Below are 25,917 nucleotides of genomic sequence, written 5' to 3' on the forward strand. Positions count from 1 at the left end.
GCACGGCCTCTAAGCACACCCCTTCCTGAGGCTGTCCCGACGATGTTGATCCTGCGCGGCGCTCCTGCCCTTTCTGCCTTTCGCCACGGTAAGCTACTCGAGCAACTGAGCCAGAAAGTCCCCGCTGTTACCGGCTTGTATGCCGAATTCGCCCACTTCGCCGAAGTCGACGGTGAGTTGACCGCTGACCAGCAGCAGGTGCTGGCCCGTCTGCTCAAGTACGGTCCGAGCGTCCCGGTGCAGGAGCCAAGTGGCCGCCTGTTCCTGGTGGTACCGCGTCTGGGCACGATTTCGCCATGGTCTTCCAAGGCCAGCGACATCGCCCACAACTGCGGCCTGCAGCACATCCAGCGCCTGGAGCGCGGAATCGCCTACTACGTGGCAGGCAACCTGTCTGACGCCGATGCCGCAGTGGTCGCCGCCGAGCTGCACGACCGCATGACCCAGCGCGTGCTGGGCCGTCTGGAAGAGGCGGGCGATCTGTTCAGCCACGCCCAGCCCAAGCCGATGACCTCGGTAGACATCCTCGCTGGCGGGCGCGACGCCCTGGCGCAAGCCAACCTCGACCTGGGCCTGGCCCTGGCCGAAGACGAGATCGACTACCTGGTCGCTGCCTTCCAGGGTCTCAAGCGCAACCCGAACGACATCGAACTGATGATGTTCGCCCAGGCCAACTCCGAGCACTGCCGGCACAAGATCTTCAACGCCAGCTGGGACATCGACGGCCAGGCGCAGGACAAGAGCCTGTTCGGCATGATCAAGAACACCTACCAGATGCACAGCGAAGGCGTGTTGTCCGCATACAAGGACAACGCCTCGGTGATCGTCGGTTCCGTGGCCGGTCGCTTCTACCCGAACCCTGAGACCCGCCAGTACGGCGCGGTGCAGGAGCCGGTGCACATCCTGATGAAGGTCGAGACGCACAACCACCCGACCGCCATCTCGCCGTTCTCCGGCGCTTCCACCGGTTCCGGTGGCGAAATTCGTGACGAAGGCGCGACCGGTCGCGGTGCCAAGCCCAAGGCTGGCCTGACCGGTTTCACCGTGTCCAACCTGCGCATCCCAGGCTTCGAACAGCCTTGGGAGAAGGCTTATGGCAAGCCTGAGCGCATCGTCAACGCCCTCGATATCATGGTCGAAGGCCCGTTGGGCGGCGCTGCCTTCAACAACGAGTTCGGCCGTCCGGCGCTGACCGGTTACTTCCGGACCTTCGAGCAGTCGATCAACACCCCGCACGGCGAAGAAGTCCGCGGCTACCACAAGCCAATCATGCTTGCCGGCGGCCTGGGCAACATCCGTGAAGACCACGTGCAGAAAGGCGAGATCACCGTCGGCGCCAAGCTGATCGTGCTCGGCGGCCCGGCCATGCTGATCGGCCTGGGCGGCGGCGCGGCGTCGTCGGTTGCTACCGGCGCCAGCTCGGCTGACCTGGATTTTGCCTCGGTACAGCGCGAGAACCCGGAAATGGAACGCCGCTGCCAAGAGGTCATCGACCGCTGCTGGCAGCTGGGCGAGCACAACCCGATCGCCTTCATTCATGACGTCGGCGCCGGCGGTATTTCCAACGCCTTCCCCGAGCTGGTCAACGACGGTGGTCGTGGTGGCCGCTTCGAGCTGCGCAACGTGCCCAACGACGAGCCGGGCATGGCCCCGCACGAAATCTGGAGCAACGAATCCCAAGAGCGTTATGTGCTGGCCGTCAGCGCTGGCGACTTCGAGCGCTTCAAGGCGATCTGTGAGCGTGAGCGTTGCCCGTTCGCTGTCGTCGGCGAGGCGACCGAAGAGCCGCACCTGACCGTGACCGACAGCCACTTCGGCAACACCCCGGTGGACATGCCGCTCGATGTGCTGCTGGGCAAGCCGCCACGCATGCACCGCTCGGTCACCCGCGAAGCGGAGCTGGGCGATGACTTCGACCCAAGCGTGCTGGAACTGAAAGATTCGGTCGAGCGCGTCCTGCGTCACCCGGCAGTGGCCAGCAAGAGCTTCCTGATCACCATCGGCGACCGCACCATCACCGGCTTGGTTGCCCGTGACCAGATGGTTGGCCCGTGGCAGGTGCCGGTGGCCGACTGCGCCGTCACCGCCACCAGCTTCGACGTCTACACCGGTGAAGCCATGGCCATGGGCGAGCGCACTCCGCTGGCACTGCTCGACGCCCCGGCGTCCGGCCGTATGGCGATCGGCGAGACCCTGACCAACCTGGCCGCCTCGCGCATCGAAAAGCTGTCCGACATCAAACTGTCGGCCAACTGGATGTCCGCCGCCGGTCACCCGGGTGAAGACGCCCGCCTGTACGACACCGTCAAGGCTGTCGGCATGGAGCTGTGCCCGGAGTTGGGCCTGACCATTCCGGTCGGCAAGGACTCCATGTCGATGAAGACCAAATGGAGCGAAGAGGGCGCCGAGAAGAGCGTTACCTCGCCAATGTCGCTGATCGTCAGCGGCTTCGCGCCAGTGGTCGACATCCGCAAGACCCTGACCCCGCAACTGCGCATGGACAAGGGCGAGACCGACCTGATTCTGATCGACCTGGGCCGCGGCAAAAACCGCATGGGCGCTTCGATTCTCGCCCAGACCCACGGCAAACTCGGCGCCCAGGCACCGGACGTGGACGACGCCGAAGACCTCAAGGCGTTCTTCGCCGTGATCCAGGGCCTGAACGCCGACGGCCATCTGCTGGCTTACCATGACCGCTCCGACGGCGGCCTGCTGACCACTGTGCTGGAAATGGCCTTCGCTGGCCACTGCGGTCTGGACCTGGAGCTGGACACCCTGACCAGCAAGCGCGAGAAAGTCGCGGCTATCCTCTTCAACGAAGAATTGGGTGCGGTGATCCAGGTACGTCAGGATGCCACCCCAGATGTACTGGCCCAGTTCAGCGCGGCTGGCCTGGGTGAAGATTGCGTCGCAGTGATCGGCCAGCCGATCAACAACGGCGAAGTGCTGATCAAGCTGGCCGGCGAAGAGCTGTTCAAGGGCGACCGTCGCCTGCTGCAACGCCAGTGGGCAGAAACCAGCTACCAGATCCAGCGCCTGCGCGACAACGCTGACTGCGCGGACCAGGAATTCGACGTCCTGCTCGAAGAAGACAATCCAGGTCTGAGCGTCAAGCTCGGCTTTGATGTCAACCAGGACATCGCTGCGCCTTACATCAAGAAGGGCGTGCGCCCACAAGTGGCGATCTTGCGTGAGCAGGGCGTCAACGGCCAGGTGGAAATGGCGGCGGCGTTCGACCGTGCGGGCTTCAATGCCATCGACGTGCACATGAGCGACATCCTCGCCGGTCGGGTCGACCTGGAAACCTTCAAAGGCCTGGTGGCCTGCGGTGGCTTCTCCTACGGCGACGTGCTCGGTGCTGGTGAAGGCTGGGCCAAGTCGGCGCTGTTCAACAGCCGCGCCCGCGATGCTTTCCAAGCGTTCTTCGAGCGTACCGACAGCTTCACCCTGGGCGTGTGCAACGGTTGCCAGATGATGTCCAACCTGCACGAGCTGATCCCTGGCACCGAGTACTGGCCGCACTTCGTGCGTAACCGCTCGGAGCAGTTCGAGGCGCGCGTGGCCATGGTCGAGGTGCAGAAGTCCAACTCGATCTTCCTCCAGGGTATGGCCGGTTCGCATATGCCGATCGCCATCGCCCACGGTGAAGGTCATGCCGAGTTCGCCAGCCAGGAAGCACTGCTTGAAGCTGACTTGTCCGGTTGCGTGGCGCTGCGCTTCGTCGACAACCACGGCAAGGTTACCGAGAGCTACCCGGCCAACCCCAACGGCTCGCCACGGGGTATCACCGGTCTCACCAGCCGCGACGGCCGGGTGACCATCATGATGCCGCACCCGGAGCGTGTGTTCCGTGCTGTGCAGAACTCCTGGCGCCCGGACGAGTGGCAGGAAGACGCCGCTTGGATGCGCATGTTCCGCAATGCGCGGGTGTGGGTGAACTAAGGTGTACAAGCTCGCCTTCTTCGTCCCGGCCAGCCATGTCGAAGTGGTCAAGGCCGCTGTGTTCGCCGCAGGTGGCGGACGCATCGGCGACTATGACCACTGCGCCTGGCAGACCCTCGGCCAAGGCCAGTTTCGCCCGTTGGACGGCAGCCAGCCGTACCTCGGGCAAACCGGGCAGGTCGAAGTGGTGGAGGAGTGGAAGGTCGAGCTGGTAGTGGCGGATGAGCTGATTGCTCAGGTCGTCGCTGCCCTCAAAGCGAGTCATCCGTATGAGACGCCAGCCTATGAGGTCTGGCGTCTAGCGGATATCTGACAGACATACTGATCAACTCAGTGAGGCAAGGGTGAGCGAATGCCCACCTATTGCGTCACTGAAACCCCGAGCCGCTCAGATTCTCTCCCGCGCCGATCAGATCCAGAGGTTCGCGTGTCTCCAGTTCCTTCAAGCGCTTCCGAGCGGCTGCTCGGTATTGCTCATAGCGCTTGATGTATAGGCTTAGTTCGGTACCTTCCGCAATCTTCTCCGGGTTTCTGCTAGCCCAGAGATTCACGATTTCATCCTGCCAATCGAGATCATTTGGATGCCAGAAAAAACTACTGGCGATTTCTACTGGGTCTTGTTCCTGATCACCCTGCCAGTACTTGTACATCGATTGCCCTACCTTATCGACTGCATACCGGGCCAGCAATTGGGCTATTAAGTGGAAGGGGTGCGTATCATGATCTTTGGCGAGCTGTGAGTGGGTAGCACTCACATGTGCATGAGTATTGGGGTCGTCGCCCAGGTAGGTCTGCAGGTCGTCGATTTGATCACCTGCCCACTCCACCACCGTTTGCATGAGGCTATTGGTCAGATTTCGCAGCGTTCGAAATGGGGTGCTGACTAACCAGTCCAGATACTCAAGTGTCTGGAACGTAGAACTTTTGGCTAGCTCATCCCGCACCTCGAGTGCCTTTACAAGTATCGCTCTCCACTCAGGATCTTCTTTGAGAAGAATCAGCAACGCTTGTTCGCCATCACTTCGCTCTCCGGGAACATTGGGTTTGAATACATGACCGGGTGCTGGAAACAGAATTTTGGCCAAGGGCTCGGCGACGCTGGCGAGGATGTCCGATCCGCTGAACAGCCCGGTCACGACCGGCCAGCGATGTTTGCATGGTTTCTCGGTCGTCCAGGCCAATACATCGGTGTAACCGACCTTGCGCAGGCTGAGCTCTACGAAGTTGGAGTGAGCAAAGAAATCTTCAAGCACGTGCAAGGCTTCACCAAAGTAGCGCATGCCTGTCGGTGTCTTGCCTGCTCGCATCGCCGCGCGCAGCTTTCTGCGCATGTAGCGTTCGGCTTCCTCTATATGCATTGTCATAGAGCGTGCGTAATGGACGGTGGTCAGCCTGTCACCGGGCCGTACCAAGGGTTCGAAGTCCTCATCGATCGTCTGCGGATCAATTGCGCATTCGTCGAGGTTGGTGGGGTTGTCGATGTGTTCTGAAGGGCGATAGACGCCAAGTATCTCTGGCGTAACGGTATAGGCTACGCGCTCCTCGTCGGTCATTTGCAGGCGGTTGAATTCTATCAGTGCCAGCAGGTCGACAAACTCAGTAAGCACCTCTCTGGAGATTTTCGTTGGGAAGTTTCTGCGAGCGTCTTGCGGGCGAACAATTTTGGGATCTATCAACTGTGAATGGTCGCGCAGCCAGTTGCCGAAATAGATTTGTTTGACTTCAACGGCATTGAAACCCGAAAGGTTCAGTACCTGAGCGATGGACTCGTGGCCGTGACTCTCCGCAGAATCGCCAAGGCCTGCTCCAAACCGAGGCGTTGGTGATAGTTGTTGGGGGGCATGATCAGTAAGCTTTTTCATACGACGTCCTCAATCGATGTTTGGGACGTTCAGATTGGTTGCCTGGGTGCGGTAGATAAATATGGAAATAGCGACCCGGCAACGAAGTCAGATCTAGCTTACGGCGCTTGGTCTATTTTCATCACACGCTTGAAGTGTTTGAAGCGGGTTAGCAACAGCCGGTATGCCCGTCGCAAACCAGGAATACCGGCTTGCCCAGTGCTTCAACCATCACTACGTGGTCTATGCACCAGTGTGCACGCCACAAGCCCCAGCTCGAACAACACCCACATCGGCACCGCCAGCATCGTCTGAGAAAACACATCAGGCGGTGTCAGAATCATCCCCACCACGAAGCAGCCGACGATCACATAGGGCCGACTGCGGCGCAGCGTGGCTACATCGGTCAGCCCGGCCCAGACCACGATGAACGTCGCCACCGGGATCTCGAACGCCAGGCCGAAAGCCAGGAACAGCGCCATGATGAAGTCCAGGTAAAGGCCGATATCGGTCATCATCGCCACCCCATCGGGGGTAACGCTGGCGAAGAAGCCGAACATCATCGGAAACACCAGGAAGAACGCAAAGGCCATCCCGCCATAGAACAGCACGATGCTCGATACCAGCAGCGGCAGGGCTATGCGCCGTTCGCGGCGGTACAGCCCCGGGGCAATGAATCCCCAAGCCTGGTGCAACAACAACGGCATGGCCAGGAACAGCGCGCACATCGCGGTCAACTTGAACGGGGTCAAGAACGGCGAGGTGACGCTGGTGGCGATCATGCTGGTGCCTTCCGGCAGATAACGGCGCAACGGTTCGGAGATCAGCGTGTAGAGGGTCTGGGCGAACGGGAACAACGCGCCGAACAGCAGCGCGATCACTAACAACGAGCGCATCAGTCGCTTGCGCAGATCCCTCAGGTGTTCGGTCAACGGCATGCGCCCTTGCTGCTGCATGGCAATGCTCATGAGACGTTCTCCTTGGCAGGCACTGGCGCCGCGGCGTCATTGGCCGGTTCTCCCTCCAGGCGGATGCCCTGGCGAATCTCCTGTTCCAGCCGCTGCAGCGGCGCGGCGTCCAACGGCGGTAGGTCGATTTCCCGCTCCACCTGGGTGCGCAGCGCATGCATCGCTCGCCGTGCTTGGCCTAACCCGCGGCCAACAGCGCGCGCCGCCACCGGCAGGCGCTCGGGGCCGAGCACCAGCAGGGCGACGACCCCGACCAGGATCATTTCGGTAAAGCCGATCTCGAACATCAGGCCTGACGATCCGCTTGCGCTTGCTGCACGGTCTGGCCGTTCAGGGGAGCTTGTTGTTGCACCTGTGGGTTGCTTGGGCTGGCTTCACTGTCCCCGCCCATGGACTTGCGAAAACCCTGGATCGCCTCGCCAACATCGCTGCCCAGGCCTTTCAGACGCTTGGTGCCAAATAGCAGGAAGACAATCAACAGCACGATCACCAATTGCCAGATTCCGATACCACCCATGTCAGACCACTCCTGTAAGGTCATCAAAAGAGCAGCAATCCTGCCTGGCCTAGATGACGTGGTGATTACTGTCAGGCATTGCCATCTGCCTGAAACAAGCGCGGTGTTGACTGGCCTCTTTGCCGGTTGGAAAAAGGAGGGCGAGGATGGGTGGCAAACGCCAGCAAGGTGCTGCGTTGTTGATGGTGATGGTCGCGCTGGCGATGATCGCTGCGGGCCTGACCTGGCTGGTGGAGGGCGGACGTCGGCAGGTGGATGAAGTGCGCCTGTTACAGCAGCGGGTGCAAGCGCGGGCCATGGAGCAGGCCGGGTTGGCCTATGCCGAACAGGCGCTGCGCGATCCTGCCTGGCGGGCCAGCCCGTTGTTCTGGCAAGCCTTGCGCGGCCAGCCGCTGGACTATGACTTCGGGGCAGGCAAGGCGCAACTGCGCGTGCGTGATCAGCACACCTGCTTCAACGTCAATGCGCTGCTGGGCGAGGATGGCGAGCGGGCTGAGCGTCAGTTGCGTCTGCTGCTGGGCGATGACCTGGCCGCCGAGCGCCTGGTGCACGCGCTGGCTGACTGGATCGATGCGGACAGTGACGCACGCCTGCAGGGTGCGGAGAGTCCCCAGTATCTACGTCAGCAACCCGCGCGCCTGGCGGCTAATCAGCCGATGGTCGACAGCAGCGAGCTGAATTTATTGCTGGCCCCCGATGCGCAGCGCCAGGGTCGTTACCCGATGCTCTGTGCACTGGCGCAGACCAGCGGCTGGCGGCTCAATGCCAACGCTCTTGGCCTGGAACATTTGCCCCTGCTGGAGGCGTTGTATGAGGGGCGTTATTCGCGCTCGTTGCTTAGCCGCATCGTCACGGGGCGTCCTGCGGCGGGGTATGTGGATGCGGCGGCGTTGCGCCAGGCATTGGGGGCAGTGGATGACGAAACGTTCGAGCGCTTGAGCGAGGGGTTGCTGCTCAACAGTGGGCATTACCTGTTGCAGCTGTCGTTCGAGGAGGAGGGGCTGAAGTTGCGCAGTCAGTTTCAGGTGGAGGCGTTGGGCGTGGTGCAGTGGCACGCACGGGTACCGGCGCAGCAGGTGCGAGTGCGCAGCCGTGAGCCTTTGCCGTGGTGATAGCAAGTAGTCGAGGGCCGCAGAGCGGCCCCCGAACATCCATCAGGCGGTGCCGATCTCGCCGCCATCATTACGCTGAATCACCACCGTCGAAGCCCGTGGACGCACGGTAGTTCCGGCCGGCGCGGCATCGGTTGCCACATCGTTGAACGGCCAGTTTTCCGGGTGCTGGATGTTGACGAACATCGACTTGTTGTCCGGGGCAAAGGCTATCCCGGTGACCTCGCAGCCATTTGGGCCGACGAAGAAGCGCCGCAGGTCCACCTGGTTCTGCGCGTTGACCGGAATCTGCTTGCCGGCAGCATCGACCAGATCCGTCGGAATCACCGCCAGCAGTTGGTCGTTGGTGTAGCTGGTCAAGGTCGACTCACCGTTGTCGGTCTCGAACCACAACACCCCACGGCTATCGAAGCTCATGCCGTCGGGGCTGGCGAACTGGTTCAGTTCGGTCAGGCCAGAGCGGTTGATGTCGGCAGTGCCGGCGGCGTTGGCGCCGAACACGAAGATGTCCCAGTTGAAGCTGGTGTGATCATCGCTGTCGTGCCAACGAATGATGTGGCCATGGCGGTTCGGCCCACGTGGGTTGGCCGCATCGACTTTTTCCGGGGTGCGCGAGCTGTTGTTGGTCAGGGTCAGGTAGACGTCGCCGTTGAGTGGGTTGACGGCAGTCCACTCGGGGCGGTCCATCGGCGTGGCACCGACGGCATCGGCGGCGCCACGGGTGTGCAAGATGATTCCCGGCAGGTCGCCGTACAACGCACCGAGGGTGCTGCCAGCGGTGGTAGCGGTGGCGACGTCGAGCAGCAGCCAGTCACCGCTACCGTCGGCATTGAAGCGGGCGACATACAGCTTGCCTTGGTCCATGTACTTGGCGCCGGTGGCCAGGCGGTCGGCTGGAGTGGCGTCTGCTGGGTCCCACACGGCATCGGAGACGAACTTGTACAGGTACTCGTTGTTGGAATCGTCGCCGGTGTACCAGACCAGCGGCTTGCCCGCCACCGGCAGGCCCGGGCAGCAGCCCTCGTGGCGGAAGCGACCGAGGGCGGTGCGTTTGACCGCCAGGGTGCTGGCGTTGTACGGATCGATCTCGACGATGTAGCCGTAGGTGCTGGCTTCGTTGCGGAAGTCGTCGGTGGCGCTGGCGCCGGTTGGGGTTACGTCGAAGCGGGCGAACTCGTCGTCCACCTCGCTTGGGTCACCTGCGCAGGTTTCCCACTTGTACTGGCCGCTGGAAGTACCCACGCCGATACGCGACTGGTCGGCTGGACGGGTGCCTTTGTTGACGAAGATGCCCGGCCAGTTTTCCTCGCAGGTCAGGTAGGTGCCCCACGGCGTGTAGCCATTGCCGCAGTTGTTGTTGGTGCCGCGGCACTGGGTGCCGGCTGGGGAGAACTTGGTCTTGACGTGGTCGGTGCCGCGCAGGGGGCCGGCGATGTCCATCAGCGAAACGGTGGTGAAGCGACGATTGAGCGGGTCATTGTCGACCACCTGCCAGCGGCCGTTGACCTTGCTCAGGCGAACCACGCCGGCGCCGTGGGCGTTGATTTCCTTGCGCGCTTCTTCGACCGGGCGCTTGCCGCTGCCATCGGTGGTGGGCCCGGCCGGATGCAAGGCTTGGGCGTCGATGTACTCGAAGTTGATCGCCAGCAAGCCGTCATCGGAGCTGCCGTTGATTGGGAAGAAGTGCATGCCGTCATGGTGCATGCCCATGGCGTTGGCCTGGTCTGCCGCAGTGTTGCTACCGTCGGATTTCCACGGGTTGCCATTGCTGTTCAGTGGCGTGCCCCACGGTGCCAGGACGTAGGCGCTGTAGCCGGCGGCGACCACGCAGGCGTCGGTCCGCGAGCCTGCGATGGAGTTGAAGCCCAGCTTGAGTTTCGGCGTTTCTGGATTGGTTGGAGCCGAATCGTCGTCATCCGAACCGCCACCGCCGTCGAAGCAGCCGGTCAGGCCGGTCCCGGCGATCATCGCGATCGCGGCGCCAAGGCTGCCGCGCATCACGGTGCGACGGCTCAGGTAGGCGTCCATGACGCTGGCCATTGGCAGGTTGCCGCTTAGGTTGCGGTCTAGGTTGTCGCCGGTGTCTCGACTCATCAGGGTGTCCTTATAGTGGCTGAGTTGAAAGAAACCGCGACTTTAGTGCGCAAGTGTGATGATTCCTTGGCAGAAATATTAAGGTCCGCTTAAAACTAGCAGTTCTTAGCAGCACGTCTTGAAAGAACAATCCGCGATTGCTGTCGGATATCTGCCATTAAACTGTCATGTGAGCGCCGCAATATCCGGGTCCCAAAGTGAACTCGGAAAGGATGCGGGCCTGATGGCTAGTAGTGTGGGCAGACGCGAAGTACTCAGCTGGATGGGTGTCGGTGCACTGGCGCCGCTGCTCGGCGCCTGCTCTGCGCTCCCCGGCCAGCGTAGTGGCAGTGCGGCGGTCGATCTACTCTATGTCGCCGACACCCTCGATGCCCGCCAGCCTGGTATGCCCGTGGTGCCCGCTACTCGACTAGGGCCGGTGAGCCATCTGGGGCGGGCGCCGTGGATGACTGGCAGCAGTGCCACCGCCGCCTACCCCGAGCTTGCGCCCTTGCTCGATGCCAGTCAGGCAGGCAATGCGCAATTGGGTGGTTATGCGGTGCTGGCCGCGTTGCTTGAGCAACTGCGTAGCGAAACCGGAGCCAGTAATTGCCTGACCTTGGAAAACGGTCAGGGCTGGAATGGCAGCGGCCTGGCCTACCTGACTCAAGGCGAGAGCGGCGTGCAAGGCAGCCAACTGCTCGCCAGTGAGGTGCGCGTCAGCAGCGATGAAAGGGTGCTTTGGCCGCAACGCTGCGCCGGACTTTATCGCCAGTCTTCCTCTATTACCCTGGGGGCTGGACTGGCCAGCGATCAAGCCACGTCGCTTGGCATCGAGCCCCTGCGGATCTTCGAACGGGGCGGTGCGAGAATTGCCGTGGTGGGTGTCACCGACCCCTACGCCCAGGATCAGAAAGCTTCGCTCAAACAGTGGTACCAATCGCTGCAGCCAATCTTCCAGCAGGCGCGCCGCGAGGCTGACCTGGTGGTGGCGCTGGCCGATGTCGGCACCGGGCCAGGGCTGTGGTTGGCCGAACGCCTCAATGAAGTCGACGTGCTGCTGTGCGCGCGCGGCCAGGACTTGTGGCCAGCGCCGGTCGAGGTAAGCCAAGCGAGCGGTCGTCGGGTTCCAGTGCTGTTCGCCGGCTGCCGTGGCAGCGGTGCGTTCCGCCTGCGCTGTCAGCATGTGGCCGGCCAGTGGCATTTCGAGGCGCGCTACTTTGCCGCGTTCGAACATCACCTGACGCCGGCCGCTCAGGCCCGCGCCAGCCAACTGCGCAGTGTGCTGCGCCAACAACGTGCTGGCCACGCTGCCTGGCTCGACCAACCTTTGGCCCACGCTCCACAACCACTGTGGCGGCGCGATACCCGTGGCGGTAGCTGGGACCGTCTGCTGCACCAGGCCCTGGCTGACGACAGCAACATGCCAGTGCTGCTGCCGGGACTGCGTTACGACTACCCTTTGGCCGCGGGTGATTCGATCACTCGCGAACACCTGATCAGCCTAACGGGCGGCTACCCCGCGCCAGTGGTCGAGGCGCCTGCCCGACAGGTCGAGCAAGTACTGGAGAACGCTGCCGAGCAGCTGTTCGGCGATCCGCTGCTGCTGGACAACAGCCAGGACTTACCGCGCTGGCAAAGCCAGGCCTGGCAGGTCAGCTATAGCCCGCAAGGCAAACGCATCGCCGGCCTCGAACCGGTGCAGGGGCTGTGCCGCACCTTTGGTTTGCAATTCGGCCCGCAGGCCGGTGAGCCACTGTGGCAGCGGGTTGAAGCCTGGCTGGCGCGCCAGTCGGGCAATTGGCAACTGGCAGCGCTGCAACTGCCGCAGGTGCGCTACGTGCAGGGCCATCCGGGTTGGCATCCACGGCAGTTGCTCTCTTGAGCACACCCAGTCGGTTACTCGGCGTAGCACTGCTGACCCTGGTCGGTTGGCTGGCTGGCCAATGCGTGCTGCAGCTCAGCCGCTCGCCGCAGCCTGCCCGCGCGCCTGCGCTCGCTGAGCTGCCCTTGCCCGGGTTGCTGGTCGGCCAGTGGCAGGCGCCTGCCGACGACGGCCTGATTCCCCTGACGCGGCTGCCGTTGCAGTACCTCGGCGGTCTTAAGGCCAAGCCGCTATCGGCGACCGTGGTGGTGCTGCGCTATGGCCAACAGACCCGCAGCCTGGTGCGTGGCCAACGCCTGGCACCCGGCATCGTCCTGCAGGACATCGACGCCGATGGCCTGATTTTCAACAACCAGGGGCGGCGCGAGCGCCTGCCCTGGCCGCCACGGCCTGCCGTGACCGGCTTCAAGCGGCAAGGATGAGCGATGTTTGCAAGATACTGCGTGGCCGGGGTGCTCAGCCTGAGCCTGTCATTGGCCTGGGCCGAAGAGCCGGAAACATTCGACGACAGTGGTACGCCGATCTATGAGGTTAACTTCGTCGACACCGACCTGGGCGAGTTCATCGACAGCGTCTCGCGCATCACCGGCACCACCTTCATCGTCGATCCGCGGGTCAAGGGCAAGGTCACTGTGCGTACGGTCGATCGGCATGACGCCGATGCCATCTACGATATCTTCCTCGCTCAGTTGCGCGCCCAGGGCTATGCCGCTGTCGACTTGCCCAATGGCAGCGTGAAGATCGTCCCCGACCAAGCCGCACGCCTGGAACCGGTGCCGGTCGAGGCCGGTGGCAAGAAAGCCGAGGGCAGCGACGGGGTCGCTACCCGCGTGTTCAACGTGCGCAATGCCGCCAGCGAACAGATGCTGGGTATCCTCAAGCCGCTGATCGACCCGCGTGTGGGCGTGATCACTCCATATCCCGCGGCCAACCTGTTGGTGGTTACCGACTGGCGCAGCAACCTTGAGCGCATCGACAGCCTGTTGCGCCAGCTCGATCAGGTCAGCGACGAACCGCTGCAGGTGATGAAGCTGCAGCATGCCAGCGCCGCCGACACCGCCCAGCTGGTCACCCGCTTGCTGGCCAGCGAGCAGGCCGGCGACAGTGCCCAGGTGGTGGCCGATCCGCGCAGTAATGCGTTGCTGGTGCGTGGCAGCGCCGACAGCCGCGAGCGGGTACGAGCCTTGCTGGCCCAGCTCGACCGCCCCAGCGACACTCTGCACAACAGCAATACCCAAGTGATCTACCTGCGTCACGCCAACGCCAGCGAAGTGGTCAAGGTGCTGCGCGGCCTCAGCCAGGAAGGCAGCGTGCCGGCCGAAGGCGACGGCGAGGGCAAGGATCGCCCGGTGGCGATGGCCAGCGATTCTGGTATTCGCCTGGAGTACGAAGAAGGCACCAATGCCGTGGTCATGGTCGGCCCGGACAGCGAACTGGCGGCCTATCGCAACATCGTCGAGCAGCTCGACATCCGTCGCGCGCAAGTGGTGGTCGAGGCGATCATCGCCGAGGTTTCCGACAGCCAGGCCCAAGAACTGGGCGTGCAATGGTTATTCGCCGACGAGAAGTTCGGTGCCGGTATCGTCAACTTCGGCAGCAACGGCGTGAACATCGCCAGCATCGCCGGGGCTGCCGCCAGTGGCGACAACGAAGCCTTGGGCGATCTGCTGTCGACCACCACGGGCGTCACCGCAGGCATCGGCCACTTCGGCGGTGGCTTCAACTTCGCCATGCTGATCAATGCACTCAAGGGCAAGAGCGGATTCAACCTGCTGTCGACGCCGACCTTGCTGACCCTGGACAACGCCGAGGCGTCGATCCTGGTCGGTCAGGAAGTACCCTTCGTCACGGGCTCGGTCACCCAGAACAACGCCAACCCCTACCAGACCATCGAGCGCAAGGAAGTCGGGGTCAAGCTGCGCATCAAGCCGCAGGTGAACATCGACAACAGCGTGCGCCTGGATATCGTCCAGGAAGTCTCGTCGATTGCCGACACCACCAGCGCCAGCGATGTCATCACCAACAAGCGCGAGATCAAGACCAAGGTCATGGTCGAGGACAACGGCCTGGTGATCCTCGGCGGCTTGATCAGCGACGAACTCAGCACCAGCAATCAGCGCGTGCCGTTTTTGGGCGACATCCCAGGGTTGGGTCGGTTGTTCCGTTCCGACGCGAGCAAGAACACCAAGCAGAACCTGATGGTGTTCATTCGCCCGCGCATCCTGCGTGATGGGCCGAGCCTGGCCGGCCTGAGCCAGGACAAGTACCGCACCCTGCAACAGACCACGCCGCTGCAACTGCCGGAGCTGGCCGAGGGCACGCCGCTGCTCAAGGTGTTCCCAGCCAGCCGGGCGCGCCTGGAAGGGGGCGATTGGTGATGCTGCCTTATCGTCTGGCGCGCCAGACTGGCCTGGCGATGGCGCCGCTTGCCCAGGGCTGGCAGCTGTGGCTGCGGCCTGACGCCGACAGCGATCAGTTGCAGGAACTGCTGCGTGTCCATGGTCAGCCGGCTGCTCTTGAGTACCTGGATACAGCAGCCTTCGATGCCCGGCTGGGGCAACTTTACGAAGCGGGAAGTGCCAGCACCGCGGCGCTGATCGAAGGCATCGGCGAGCAGGTCGACCTGGACAGCCTGATGAGCGAAATGCCGCGCATCGAGGACTTGCTCGAAAGCGACGACGAAGCGCCCGTGATTCGCCTGATCAACGGCTTGTTTGGCCAGGCTCTGCGCCTGCGCGCTTCCGACATTCATATCGAGACCTTCGAGCAGAGCCTGGTGGTGCGCCTGCGCGTCGATGGCCACCTGCGCGAAGTGCTGCGCCCACCGCGGGCGCTGTCGGCGATGCTGGTGTCGCGGATCAAGGTCATGGCGCGGCTGGACATCGCCGAGAAGCGTCAGCCGCAAGATGGTCGGATCACCTTGCGCGCCGCTGGCCGGGAAGTGGACGTGCGGGTTTCGACCTTGCCCGGCATCCATGGTGAGCGGGTGGTGATGCGGGTGCTGGACAAGCAGGCCAGCCTCTTGGCGCTGGATAACCTAGGCATGCCTGGCTCGGTGTTGGACGGCTTGCGTAGCTGCTTGGCCAGGCCCAACGGCATTGTCTTGAGCACTGGCCCCACCGGTTCGGGCAAGACCACCACGCTCTACGCCAGTCTCAACAGCCTCAACGATGGCAGCCGCAATATCCTCACCGTTGAAGACCCGGTGGAATACGCCATCGCCGGCATCGGCCAGACCGCAATCAACCCCCGTGCCGGCCTGACTTTCGCCAGCGGCCTGCGGGCTATTCTGCGCCAGGACCCAGACGTGATCATGCTCGGCGAGATCCGTGATCAGGAAACCGCGCAGATCGCCGTGCAGGCCAGCCTCACCGGTCACCTGGTGCTGTCGACCCTGCACACCAACAGCGCTGTGGGCGCGGTGACGCGCTTGCGTGACATGGGCATCGAGCCGTTCTTGATCGCCTCGTGCCTGCGTGGCGTGCTGGCCCAGCGCCTGGTTCGGCGGCTGTGTCATTGCGCGGTAGAGCAGCCGTTGCAGGCGGCTGAACGCAGGTTATGGCCAGAGTTGGGGGCGCTGGGCGGCACCTTTCATGCGGTCGGCTGCGACGATTGCCAAGGCAGTGGCTACAACGGGCGATTGGGCCTGTATGAATTCATCGAACTGGACCCAGGCCTGGTCGCGCTGCTCTACGACGGCGCCAGCGAACTGGCCATGCAGGACTATCTTGCCGAGCGCCGCCAGAGCCTGGTGAGCATGGCCAGCGATTGCCTGCGCCGAGGCCAGACCAGCCTTGCCGAAGTGCTGCGCGTGGTGCAGGGCTAGCCTATGCCGACCTATCGTTACCAGGCTGTCGATCTGGCCGGCAAAGGCCACAGCGCTACGCTGCAGGCCGACAGCGAGCGCCATGCGCGGCAGTTGTTGCGTGAACAGGGGCTGTTCGCCCGGCAGCTCAAGCGCCAGGGCAGCGCCGCGGCGCAACCGCGTCGGCAGCGATTGAATCGCGCGCAGTTGTGCGAATTGACGCGCCAATTGGCGACCCTCACCGGCGCCGGTATTGCCCTGGTCGATGCGTTGGCCACCCTTGAGCGGCAACTGCGCCAACCGGCCCTGCAGGCCGTGTTGGTATCAGTGCGTGGCGCGCTGGCCGAGGGCTTGGGCCTGGCGCGCAGCCTCGCCCGGCAAGGCGCGCCATTCACCGGCCTGTATTGCGCATTGGTCGAAGCGGGCGAGCGCTCGGGGCGTCTGGCCCAGGTGCTGACGCGTCTGGCCGATCACCTTGAGCAAGTGCAGCGCCAGCAACACAAGGCGCGCACCGCCTTGATCTACCCCAGCGTGTTGATGGGCGTGTCGCTGGCGGTGGTGGTCGGCCTGATGACGTTCGTGGTGCCCAAGCTCACTGAGCAGTTCGCCCATTCCGGGCAGAGCTTGCCTTGGGTCACTTCATTGCTGATTGGCATCAGCCAGGGCCTGGTCAGTACCGGGCCGTGGCTACTGTGCGCGGCGCTCTTGTCGGCACTGCTCGGCAGTTGGTTGCTGCGCAAACCGCACTGGTGCCTGCGCCGCGACGAGCTCTTGCTGCGCCTGCCGCGTATTGGCGGCCTGCTGCAGGTGCTGGAAAGCGCCCGTCTGGCGCGCAGCCTGGCGATCCTCAGCAGCAGTGGCGTGGCCTTGCTCGAAGCGTTGCAGGTGGCCACTGAAACGGTGGGCAACCGACGCATTCGCCTGGCCATGGAGCAGGTGCGCCAGCAAGTCCAGGGCGGCACCAGCCTGCACCGGGCGCTGGATGCCAGCCAACAATTTCCGCCGCTGCTGGTGAACATGGTCGGCAGTGGCGAGGCCAGCGGCACGTTGGCCGACATGCTCGAACGGGTGGCCGATGACCAGGAGCGCGGCTTCGCCCGTCAGGTGGACACCGCCATGGCGCTGTTCGAGCCGCTGATGATCCTGGTGATGGGCGCGGTGGTGCTGTTCATCGTGCTGGCCGTGCTGCTGCCGATCATGCAACTGAACCAAGGCCTGCAACTATGACAAGGAGCACCAACATGCGACATCGACGTACCCGCCAACGGGGTTTCACCCTGATGGAAATCATGGTGGTGATCTTCATCATCGGCCTGCTGATCGCCGTGGTCGCGCCCAGTGTGCTGGGCAACCAGGACAAGGCCATGCGCCAGAAAGTCTTGGCCGACCTCGCCACCCTGGAGCAGGCGCTGGATATGTATCGGCTCGACAACCTGCGCTTCCCCAGCAGCGAGCAAGGTCTGGCCGCGCTGGTGAACAAACCTACCCAGGAGCCGCTGCCGCGTGCCTGGCGCAGCGATGGCTACATTCGCCGTCTGCCAGAGGATCCGTGGGGTACGCCATACCAGTACCGCATGCCCGGTGAACATGGTCGGGTCGATGTCTACTCGCTAGGCGCCGACGGCGTGCCGGGTGGCGAAGAGCTCGATGCCGACCTGGGCAACTGGGAGCTGTGAAGGGTGAGCAGCCAGCGTGGCTTCAGCCTGATCGAGCTGCTGGTGGTGCTGGCCATCGCTGGCTTGATGACGGGCCTGAGTGTGGCCTGGCTCGACAGTGGCAACAGCAGCGCAGAGCAGGCGCTGGATCGACTGGCCGGCCAAGTTCGCGAGCAGGCCGCGCTGGCTCGGCATGCCGGGCAACTGCGTGGGCTGCGCTGGAATGGCCAGCGGCCGGAGTTGGTTCGGCGCGAGAAGGAGGGCTGGGTGCTGGAGCCAGCGCGCCTGGGCGACTGGCCCACGGGCCTACGCCCCGATTGGCCAGCCAGCCGCACGCCGCAGTTGATCTTCACCCCCGAAGGCTGGGCACGCCCCGGTGCAGTGCTGTGGCAATGGCCGCAGGGCAGTCAGCGCTGGCAGTGGGATCGCACCGGGCAACTGCGCAGGGCGTCGGCACCATGAAACGTGGCCAGCATGGCTTTACCTTGTTGGAAGTGACTGTGGCGCTGGCGATCGCCGCGGTACTGGCGGTGATCGCCAGCCAGGTTTTGCGCCAACGGCTGGCGGTACAGGACAGCGTCCAACAGCACCGTCTTGGCCTGCTTTGCGCGCGCGAGCTGCAAGCACGCTTTGCCGTCGAGCAGTATTGGCCCGTCGCCAACCACAACAGCGGTGTGCTGAATCAAGGTGGTCAAGCCTGCCATTGGCAACTGCAATTGCGCAGGACCGGCGTGCGCGACCTGCGCCGAGGCGATCTGCTGCTGTTCGCCGACCGCGATCAGCGCTTGCCGCTGGGCCAGTACAGCGTATTTCTGGAGCGCCCATGAAGTGCCAACAGGCAGGCCTGACCTTGATCGAACTGATGGTCGCGCTGGCCTTGACCGCAGTGCTCGGCATCATGCTTGCGGCCTTGGTCAACGGCTGGCTGAAAGTGCGCGAGCGGCTCGAATCACCGGCCGCCAACGCCGGCGTTCTGGAGTTTTGCCTGGCCCTGGAGCGGCGTTTCGACAGCCCGGTGTTGCGCCGGCTCTACGAGCAGCGCTTGCCGTTAGCCACGCGCTGGCTCGATTGGCAGGCGCAGAACAACCAGCTGCTGTGGGTGGCTGTCGCGGCGTGGCCGCAAGCCGAGGGCGGTTCGCGCCTGCAACGCCAGCGCTTGCGCTTTGATCCGCGCGAGCAGCGCCTGTTGCTGGAAACCTCGGCGGACCTGTACGCCGCAGGTGAGCCGCATTGGGTGGTCCGCGAGCGGTTGGAGCGGGTCAGTGCCTGGCAGGTGCTTTACCACCAGGGCGGCCGCTGGCTGGCATGGCCCTCCGATCAACCCGCGCACCCCGGTCGTGGCGTGCGCGTGCAATTGCAGCGTGATGGAGCACTTTATGTCTGCACCTTCGCATTGCCACATGGGCTGTCATGAACGGAGGCCGGATGAAACTTAAGTGGCGTCGTCGTGGCCCGAGCCGGGCGTGGCTGTTGCTCCGACCGGGGGCTGCCGAGCAGCCGTGGGACTGGCTATTGGTCGAGCGCGGCGTGCCGAGCCGAGAAGGGCAGGGCGAGCCGCCCAATGATCTCGATGCACGGGTGGCGCTGATCATTCCTGGCCAGCTGTGCAGCCATTTCCAACTGCCAGCCCCCCCGGGGCTCAAGCGTGACGAGTGGCCGTTGCTGCTGGAAGACCGGCTGCTGCAAGCCAGCGATCAGTTGTTGTTTGCCTGTATCGAACGCCTGCCTGGACAGTTGCGCCTGGCGCTGGTGGAGCGTGCACAGCTCGATGGCTGGCGCAAACAGTGCGCCGACTGGGGGCTTTCGATTGAGCGCTGCTGGGCACAGCTGCAGCTGTTACCGGTCGCGGCGCCCGGCGCTGGCTGGAGATGGCCGCATGAGCATGAGGATTTATACAAAGGCGTCGCCAGTGAGGGTCGCGAGCATTGGCTGTCGTGGCCGCGGGCGCTCGGCGATCCCCCAGCAGTGCCCTGGGCAACGCTGCGAATCGATTGCATCGAGGGGCGTTGGCCGGCGCAATTGGTAGCGCTGGACAGCCTGCCCAGCCTGTTCGAACAGCGCCGCGTCCGTGCGCGCTTGAGCCTGCCGCGCGGGCACCTGCGCTTGGTGGCGGCTTGCCTGATTCTGGCCACGGCCTGGGCGGGCTTGTGGCTGAGCCAGCAATGGCGCCAGGCCCAGCTCTATCGCCAGCAGGTACTGGCAGTAACGGGCGAGCAGGCCTCGTTGCGTCAAGCGAGCGTGGCGCTCAAACGCTTGCGGGATGCTGCGAGTGAACGGCAGTTGCGCCTGCGCAAGCTCGATGGGCTGCAAGGGCAATTGCAGGCGTGGTTGGAGCAGCATCCTGGTTGGCGTTTGCAAGCGGTGCGTTTCGACGGGCAGCGTTGGCATGTGCACTTAAATGGCGAGGGCACTGCGCCTGCCTGGCAGGACATGGCCAATCAGGCAGGTGCCCAGGTCGAGGTGAACGATGCCGGGCAAGCGGCGCAGTGGCGCGTGGTCTTCGATCTGGGAGCGGTGTGATGAATCGTGAGCTGTTGCAGCACTACCGCATGCCTTTGGCATGGGCGTTGATCGCAATGCTGGTGCTGTCGCTGGCGGTGCGCGAAGGTCTGGCGCAGTGGCGTGAACTGGCCCAGTGGCAGGCGTTGGCCGAGTCGGCGGCGAGCCTGCGCGATGCTCCGCCAATGGGGCTTGAGCGCCTGCGCCAGTCAGCTCAGGCGCGGCAGATCAGCCTCCAGGACATCGACTCCAATGAAGGGGTTTGGCAGTTGCGCGGTCAGGTAAGCGATGAAAGATACTTGCAGCAATGGTTGCTGGCACTGCAAGCGGAAGGCGCTCAGCCACTGCAATGGGCGCTGGAGCAGGGGGAGCAAGGGCTACGTTTCGATGTGCAGGTGCAGCCGTGAGGTGGCGTGGGGCGGTATGGCTGTTACTGGTTTTCAGCGTCACGCTGCTGGCCGAACTGCCGGCCCGTTGGCTCACCCATGGGCTGGCGATCAGCGGGGTCAGCGGCAGCCTCTGGCGCGGCCAGGCGGTGCAATGGGGGCCGGTGGGGCCATTGCGCTGGGAAATCACTGGGTGGCCCTTGCAAGCGCAGCTGCTCCTGGGGTTTCAGGGGCAGGGCTGGCAAGCACGATTGTCGGGTTGGCCATGGAGTTGGCAGGCTGAACTGCAAGCGTTGTCGGGCCAAGCCAGGATGGCGACCGGTTATCGATTGGCGGGGCAATGGCAAGGTACCTTGCGCATGCAGGGGGAGGGCGCACGCTGCAGCAGGGCTGAGGGGAGAATAGCTACTGAGGATCTGGCGCTGGTTGAGCCGTGGTCGCTTGGCCTTGGGCGTGGATCAATGCAGATGGACTGCAGCAGCGGCTGGCATCTGCACGGACAATTGAATCAGCCAGGACAGCATCAGCTGGAGCTGGATGCCGACCTGTCGGCACGGCGCGCCAAGGTCGACTTTCAGCTACAGACCGATGCTGCCCTGACGCCAATCTTGCGTGCCCTGCAATGGTTGGGTCCAACCGAGAGGACAGGGCAGCGCAAGGTTGGCTGGTAGTCAGGTTATCGACTATCAGCTACGGCGCGGCGAATGGCCGTGAAGAAACTGGCGGCAACAGTCACTTGGCTTGTCCTTGAATGCTCGATACCAATTCCTGATCCTGGTTCAGGTAACTGCCCTGAGCGAGCCCGTACAGATTGAACGCGTTTGGATTGCCCGCAGTACTTTTTTCCTTGGATTGCTTCATCAGGGCCAGTGCCTGCTCGACTGATGAGGTAGAAAACTTGATGCCCCCGTCCACCCGGTAGTTATTGCCGGTCAAGGTTTCAGCGGTCACCTTTTCTGCGCCATGCACGACATCGCCATGAGCTGACGCCAGTCGAGCACCCACCAGATTGACAGCGCCACCGACCTTCAGATCGATCCCCTCAGCACCTTCAAGCCCTGCTTGATGGGCGACATTGTCACGCTTCTCACGCAATACATAGATGTCGGGTGCCAAGTAGTTCTGGGGCTTGTGCTTGGTCAAGAATTTAAGCTGCTGCTTGGCTTCCTGGCCCCACGGTCCGGCAATCGAATTGACTGTATTGGCCCAGCCCTGCGGGTTTTTTTCGTGGCTAGCTTTGATATCGACATCCGCAATCCAGGTGTCGACGTTATCCTTGCGGCTTTCAACGTGCAGGTCGCCGCCGATCGTGCCTTGGATATGATCGGCCTTAAGGCTGGTACCTTGCAGCCGGGTATCGCCTTTGCTATTCAAAGCAAGGGTTCGCGCTGTTAATGTGCTGGCGTTCCACGTCTGGTTATTGCGCAGGTCCAGGTCGAGTTTGCCGCGCAGCCATAGGCCTTCGGTAGCGGTTTTGCCCTGCTGATTTAGACCGCCGACACCACCGGTGATATCGAGGTTGCTGTGCTTTATCTGGTTTGCCGAGGATTCAATCAGCGCGCCGCCATTCAATGCCTGTAACTGGATGAGCCCGGCTGATGCCTGCACACCCTGTAGATGTAGGGCTCGCTCGTTGTTAGCACGACTGGAGAGCGTCAACTGGCCGTTGCTGTGTAGATGGCTATCCACAGCCTCGATGTCATCTTCGTCGACATTGCCATATCCCAGGTGCCCACCCACACCGCCACCTGTGGTGTCACCTTGTTTGGCGGACACTTCCAGACCGCCATCTAGCCTGTTGCTGTGGGCCTTGTGGGTATTACGGGCCGAGCTAATCTGCAAGTTCCCGCCACTGTGCAGATTGATGTCGCCAACCTTGACGGCCTCACTACCAATCCGTGTTCCTTCAAGCAGTAGATCGCCAGCGCTGTTCAGCAGTACTTCACCGTCTGCCTTGATCGATGCCACCTTAGCCACGGACTTTGAACTTGAGCTGTCAGCCTTATCGAAGTAACCGCGGAATTCCGCACCCTTTTCGCCCGGTTTAGCGCTGACTTTGAGTCGAGCCTTAGCATTGAGCGAGCCTGATTCCTTGCTTCGCAGGCTGCTTGCTTGAAGCACCGACAACGCACCACCGCTGAGAATATGTACCCCACCCGTGCCTGCATTGATTTGGCTGCCTTGATAAACGCCCCCACCGCTAAGCCTGATATTGATACCTTGACCTTGAAGGCTGCCCACCACCGCCTTGCTGGTGTTTTCAACTGTATCAAGCGTGCCCCCCCTACCGTTGAGGCGTATCCCGACATCCTTACCTGTGGTGGTGTCCACGCGAGTATCGATAGCGGCGCTTAGGTTGTGCACGGTGTGCGAGCTGGTATCGTGCGCGGCCAGCATGTTGTGCTGCTTCGCATTGATCTCCAATAGGCCGGTGCGCGCTTGCCAGGTGGTACCTTGGTCATCAATGACAGCGGCCTTGACCTCGACCGATGCGCCGGACAATTGACCGACCTGTACGTATTCTTTTGTCCAGTTCTCCTGGCGATCTCTGGAGCGCCAGGTCGCGTCAATGCCAACGCTTGGTGGACTGAACGCATCGACGATCGAATCTTGCTGAAAGCGGTCAGCGTGCTTGCCTTCCACTGTATCCACGATGGGTTTGGTCAGGCCGTGATATTCCAGGCTGGCACCGAGGCTGCCACGCCAATGGTTGCTGTCTGCCGCAAGTTTAAGTTCGTTGGATACCGCGCGATTTACGATGTGGCCAGCGTGAATCTTGAGATGCTTGCCTGCGTCGACACGACTGGCTTCATTGATCAGATCATTGTCGCTATTGATCGCCACATTGCCTGTAGCTAGCAGTTCACTGCGCTGCACCTTGCTGTTTTCGCTTTTTGAGGTTTCGGTGCTTTGCAGTGCTTCCAACGCGAAGCCAACTCGCTCGACGCCAACGCTGAGCGCCACGCCCTCGCCGAGTTCATCTAAACGACTGGAAAACGAGCGCGTATCTTCAGCGGCGGTCAGGCTAATCTTGTTGCCTTGTAGGCTGAGATCACCCGCCCGGGCATTGAGTTTGGCACCCCGGGCCCGTAGGTGAGTGTCGCTGCGAAGGCTCAGCGAAGCTGCTGCAAGTTCACTGGGGTGCTGTTTATATTGAACTATTTCTTTGATCGTCACAGGTGCGCGATAGCCGCCATAGAACTCCCATTGGTGCGAACCGGACTTGCCATCTTGCGCGGGCTGGGTTTCACGGGTACCGAAATGAAATGTGTGCAGAGCGCTCAGGCTTGAAAAGTCGTTGCGTTCAAGTGCGCTATCGATTACCAGGGCTTTAGTGGCCTTTACATTCAAGTGCCTTGCCGCCTCGATACGCGCCCCCAGAATCTTCAAATCGTCAGTGCTGGAGAGGTCCAGGTTAGCGCCAGATTTGATATTACTGAGTTGCGGCCGTTGATTGACGGCATGGCTCAACGCGAGGCCTAACAGCTTGTGGTCTGAGGTAATTGTGCTTTCACCAGAAGAACCTGCCGCCACTGTCAGTGAGCCCTTGGTGCTATGGAGCTGTGCATCGCCCTTACTGGTCACTTCACTGCCGCGGATAGTGATCCGCTCGCCCTGGGCGGCGAGGGTTGCCGCCGTCACGTTAGTACCGGAATAGCGCCATGGTCGCTGGTGTTTATTGGCTGGGGCTTTGGATACATGGCGGTCAGAGGTCGCCCAACGTTGAACGTCGTCCTCAAGCCTTTGACCAGCCAGATTAATATCTCTGGCCTCAAGTTGCAGGTGGCCTGCACTTTCCAGGTTGCTGCTCTTGATGTCCAGGGCGTTGGCTGCTTTGATCTCCACGTGGTTGGCGCTCAATGTACTGGCATGTGCTCTTTGCTGGGTGTCAGAGGTGTAAGTAGCATCACGCCAAGATACGTCGCTATTTTCGCGTTGGTAGCTTCTGGTATTGGTTTCTTCGATAGCTGCGCTGACATCTATGTGGCCTTTACTCTCCAGGCGCAGACCCTCTTGCGCTTGCACGGTGGCAGCTTGCAGTGCCATATCGCCTTGTGATTGCAGGCTGATGTCACCGCTGCTGTGCAGCAGGGTGCCGCGTGGTCGGTAAACGGTGGTAAAGCGCCTTTGCAACAGGTCGTCGTGGTGGGTTTCATTTTTACCAGTGGCAACTTCAAGTTTCAGCTGTTTTCCAGAGGCGACGGAGATCTGCTCGGCATTGCCATCAACCGCGCGTAGTGTCAGGTCGGCGGCGGCATTGAGTTGTAACTTGCCAGCTGAGGTTTTGAGAGTACTGGATGAATCTGGTGCACCGCTGACCTCCAAGGCCCCTGCTGAGTCGATGCGGATGCCGTGGTCGGCCTCAACCCTGATCGGCCCCATGCGCACGCCTGCACCTTCAGCGGTACTGCGGATATTGATGCGGCCCGCGTACATGGCTCCGAGTAGATTGGCATCGATGTCCGATGGGGCGCCGGCCTCGTGCCTGATGATCTTTCCATTGTGTTTATCAATGAGGTTGCGGCCGACGGTAATGTTGAGATTGTCTTTTGCCCCGAGTTCACCAGTGCTGTCCAGGCGGGGTGCGATCAGGTGCAAGGCACCTTCGCTATTGGTCTGACCATCGCCCTTCACCTCCAGTTTGCCGTTGGCGCTTAGCGTCTCAAAGGTTTGCAGCTGCCCGCTCCGAAACCCGGGCTTGCCAACTACGAAGCCAGCAACGGCAGTATTGATGAATCGACCACCATTGAGGGTAATGCCATTGGGGTTGGCGAGAATGTAGTTGGCCTGTTGACCAAAAATCTCCTGAGTGCCTTCGATCACCGAAGCGTTGCGACTCACCACTTCGTTGAGAATGGTCGACGCGGCCTGGCCTTGGAACTGGGGGTTGGCAGCCAGCTTGCCAGCCAGTTGCGATCCGCCACCCTGCAAAGCGTTGTTCAGCACCACGCCTTGCTTGCCAACGTTGTAGTCGATGAACTTGTTATGCGACAGCCCGTTGGCATCTGGCGCGACGATGTTGATCACTGGCACCCCATGTTGGTGGTTGATGATTGGCGAACCGCCAGAGTCCAACTTCGCTTGCAGACCGCCTTGGGCGTGCGCGCTGGCGGAGCCCAGCAGGGCGAGGAAGATCGTCCAGCGCAAGGTATCCGGCTTGGTTGGTGGACAAGGAGAGGAGGGGACGTAGGGGCACATGTACACGATCACTTTTTGCAGTGGTGGGAGGGAAA

Annotated in this window: 21 protein-coding genes; 15 read left to right on the forward strand and 6 right to left on the reverse strand. The window is 62.3% G+C overall.

Features of this window, described 5'->3' with window-relative positions; translation table 11 throughout:
* The first annotated feature begins 42 nt into the window (after positions 1 to 42).
* A complete protein-coding gene (purL, locus tag OIU19_RS23565) occupies positions 43 to 3,942 on the forward strand; it encodes a phosphoribosylformylglycinamidine synthase (protein ID WP_264237024.1) in 3,900 nt (1,299 codons plus the stop codon).
* A 1-nt stretch (position 3,943) separates the two neighbouring features.
* Positions 3,944 to 4,255: an NGG1p interacting factor NIF3 gene (locus tag OIU19_RS23570; protein ID WP_264237025.1), complete on the forward strand. Its 312-nt coding sequence runs from the start codon at positions 3,944 to 3,946 to the stop codon at positions 4,253 to 4,255.
* A gap of 55 nt (positions 4,256 to 4,310) precedes the next feature.
* Here OIU19_RS23570 and OIU19_RS23575 read toward each other — a convergent pair whose 3' ends face one another.
* From OIU19_RS23575 to tatA, 4 genes are all read right to left on the reverse strand, one after another.
* Positions 4,311 to 5,804 carry a Het-C domain-containing protein gene (locus OIU19_RS23575; protein ID WP_264237026.1) on the reverse strand — a complete coding sequence of 498 codons (1,494 nt, stop codon included), beginning with the start codon at positions 5,802 to 5,804 and terminating at the stop codon, positions 4,311 to 4,313.
* 203 nt (positions 5,805 to 6,007) lie between these two features.
* Positions 6,008 to 6,751 (reverse strand): twin-arginine translocase subunit TatC, encoded by a 744-nt coding sequence (tatC, locus tag OIU19_RS23580; RefSeq protein WP_264237027.1) that lies wholly within the window; start codon positions 6,749 to 6,751, stop codon positions 6,008 to 6,010.
* Entirely contained in the window at positions 6,748 to 7,038 is a 291-nt protein-coding gene (gene tatB, locus OIU19_RS23585; protein WP_264237028.1) for a Sec-independent protein translocase protein TatB, read from the reverse strand. Before tatB ends, tatC begins: the two co-directional genes overlap by 4 nt.
* Entirely contained in the window at positions 7,038 to 7,268 is a 231-nt protein-coding gene (tatA, locus tag OIU19_RS23590) for a twin-arginine translocase TatA/TatE family subunit (protein WP_264237029.1), read from the reverse strand. Before tatA ends, tatB begins: the two co-directional genes overlap by 1 nt.
* 146 nt (positions 7,269 to 7,414) lie before the next feature.
* On the opposite strand from tatA, the gene gspK reads away from it, so the two are divergent.
* The gene (gene gspK / locus OIU19_RS23595) at positions 7,415 to 8,380 is read left to right on the forward strand and encodes a type II secretion system minor pseudopilin GspK (protein WP_264237030.1); all 966 of its coding nucleotides are present in this window, start codon (positions 7,415 to 7,417) and stop codon (positions 8,378 to 8,380) included.
* 42 nt (positions 8,381 to 8,422) lie between these two features.
* Here the strand turns inward: gspK and OIU19_RS23600 are convergent, their stop codons facing one another.
* Positions 8,423 to 10,474 carry a PhoX family phosphatase gene (locus tag OIU19_RS23600; protein WP_264237031.1) on the reverse strand — a complete coding sequence of 684 codons (2,052 nt, stop codon included), beginning with the start codon at positions 10,472 to 10,474 and terminating at the stop codon, positions 8,423 to 8,425.
* Positions 10,475 to 10,697: 223 nt separating this feature from the next.
* Here OIU19_RS23600 and OIU19_RS23605 point away from each other — a divergent pair, with 223 nt between their 5' ends.
* The 12 genes from OIU19_RS23605 to OIU19_RS23660 are packed head-to-tail and all read left to right on the forward strand — an operon-like array spanning position 10,698 to position 21,354.
* Positions 10,698 to 12,338: a lipoprotein UxpA gene (locus OIU19_RS23605; protein ID WP_264237032.1), complete on the forward strand. Its 1,641-nt coding sequence runs from the start codon at positions 10,698 to 10,700 to the stop codon at positions 12,336 to 12,338.
* A complete protein-coding gene (locus OIU19_RS23610; RefSeq protein WP_264237033.1) occupies positions 12,335 to 12,760 on the forward strand; it encodes a pilus assembly protein PilZ in 426 nt (141 codons plus the stop codon). Before OIU19_RS23605 ends, OIU19_RS23610 begins: the two co-directional genes overlap by 4 nt.
* A gap of 21 nt (positions 12,761 to 12,781) precedes the next feature.
* Complete coding sequence (gene gspD, locus OIU19_RS23615; RefSeq protein WP_372353344.1) at positions 12,782 to 14,716, forward strand: type II secretion system secretin GspD; 1,935 nt, start codon at positions 12,782 to 12,784, stop codon at positions 14,714 to 14,716.
* Positions 14,716 to 16,164: a GspE/PulE family protein gene (locus OIU19_RS23620; protein WP_264237035.1), complete on the forward strand. Its 1,449-nt coding sequence runs from the start codon at positions 14,716 to 14,718 to the stop codon at positions 16,162 to 16,164. The genes gspD and OIU19_RS23620 overlap by 1 nt, the downstream gene beginning before the upstream one ends.
* 3 nt (positions 16,165 to 16,167) lie before the next feature.
* A complete protein-coding gene (gspF, locus tag OIU19_RS23625) occupies positions 16,168 to 17,370 on the forward strand; it encodes a type II secretion system inner membrane protein GspF (RefSeq protein WP_264237036.1) in 1,203 nt (400 codons plus the stop codon).
* A 14-nt stretch (positions 17,371 to 17,384) separates the two neighbouring features.
* Positions 17,385 to 17,819 (forward strand): type II secretion system major pseudopilin GspG, encoded by a 435-nt coding sequence (gspG, locus tag OIU19_RS23630; protein ID WP_186556390.1) that lies wholly within the window; start codon positions 17,385 to 17,387, stop codon positions 17,817 to 17,819.
* A 3-nt stretch (positions 17,820 to 17,822) separates the two neighbouring features.
* Positions 17,823 to 18,260 (forward strand): type II secretion system minor pseudopilin GspH, encoded by a 438-nt coding sequence (gene gspH / locus OIU19_RS23635; protein WP_264237037.1) that lies wholly within the window; start codon positions 17,823 to 17,825, stop codon positions 18,258 to 18,260.
* On the forward strand, positions 18,257 to 18,625 hold the full coding sequence (locus OIU19_RS23640) for a type II secretion system protein GspI (protein WP_264237038.1): 369 nt from the start codon (positions 18,257 to 18,259) through the stop codon (positions 18,623 to 18,625). The genes gspH and OIU19_RS23640 overlap by 4 nt, the downstream gene beginning before the upstream one ends.
* Entirely contained in the window at positions 18,622 to 19,212 is a 591-nt protein-coding gene (locus OIU19_RS23645) for a type II secretion system protein J (protein WP_264237039.1), read from the forward strand. The genes OIU19_RS23640 and OIU19_RS23645 overlap by 4 nt, the downstream gene beginning before the upstream one ends.
* 11 nt (positions 19,213 to 19,223) lie before the next feature.
* The gene (locus OIU19_RS23650) at positions 19,224 to 20,318 is read left to right on the forward strand and encodes a GspL/Epsl periplasmic domain-containing protein (protein WP_264237040.1); all 1,095 of its coding nucleotides are present in this window, start codon (positions 19,224 to 19,226) and stop codon (positions 20,316 to 20,318) included.
* Positions 20,318 to 20,704 carry a type II secretion system protein GspM gene (gspM, locus tag OIU19_RS23655; protein ID WP_264237041.1) on the forward strand — a complete coding sequence of 129 codons (387 nt, stop codon included), beginning with the start codon at positions 20,318 to 20,320 and terminating at the stop codon, positions 20,702 to 20,704. The genes OIU19_RS23650 and gspM overlap by 1 nt, the downstream gene beginning before the upstream one ends.
* Positions 20,701 to 21,354, forward strand: coding sequence for a type II secretion system protein N (locus OIU19_RS23660; RefSeq protein ID WP_264237042.1), 654 nt, complete (start codon positions 20,701 to 20,703; stop codon positions 21,352 to 21,354). The genes gspM and OIU19_RS23660 overlap by 4 nt, the downstream gene beginning before the upstream one ends.
* Before the next feature lie 61 nt (positions 21,355 to 21,415).
* Here OIU19_RS23660 and OIU19_RS23665 read toward each other — a convergent pair whose 3' ends face one another.
* A complete protein-coding gene (locus OIU19_RS23665; protein ID WP_264237043.1) occupies positions 21,416 to 25,882 on the reverse strand; it encodes a hemagglutinin repeat-containing protein in 4,467 nt (1,488 codons plus the stop codon).
* Between the last annotated feature and the right edge of the window lie 35 nt (positions 25,883 to 25,917).

It is taken from the genome of Pseudomonas sp. BT-42-2 (assembly GCF_025847435.2).
Classification (GTDB): Bacteria; Pseudomonadota; Gammaproteobacteria; order Pseudomonadales; family Pseudomonadaceae; genus Aquipseudomonas; species Aquipseudomonas urmiensis.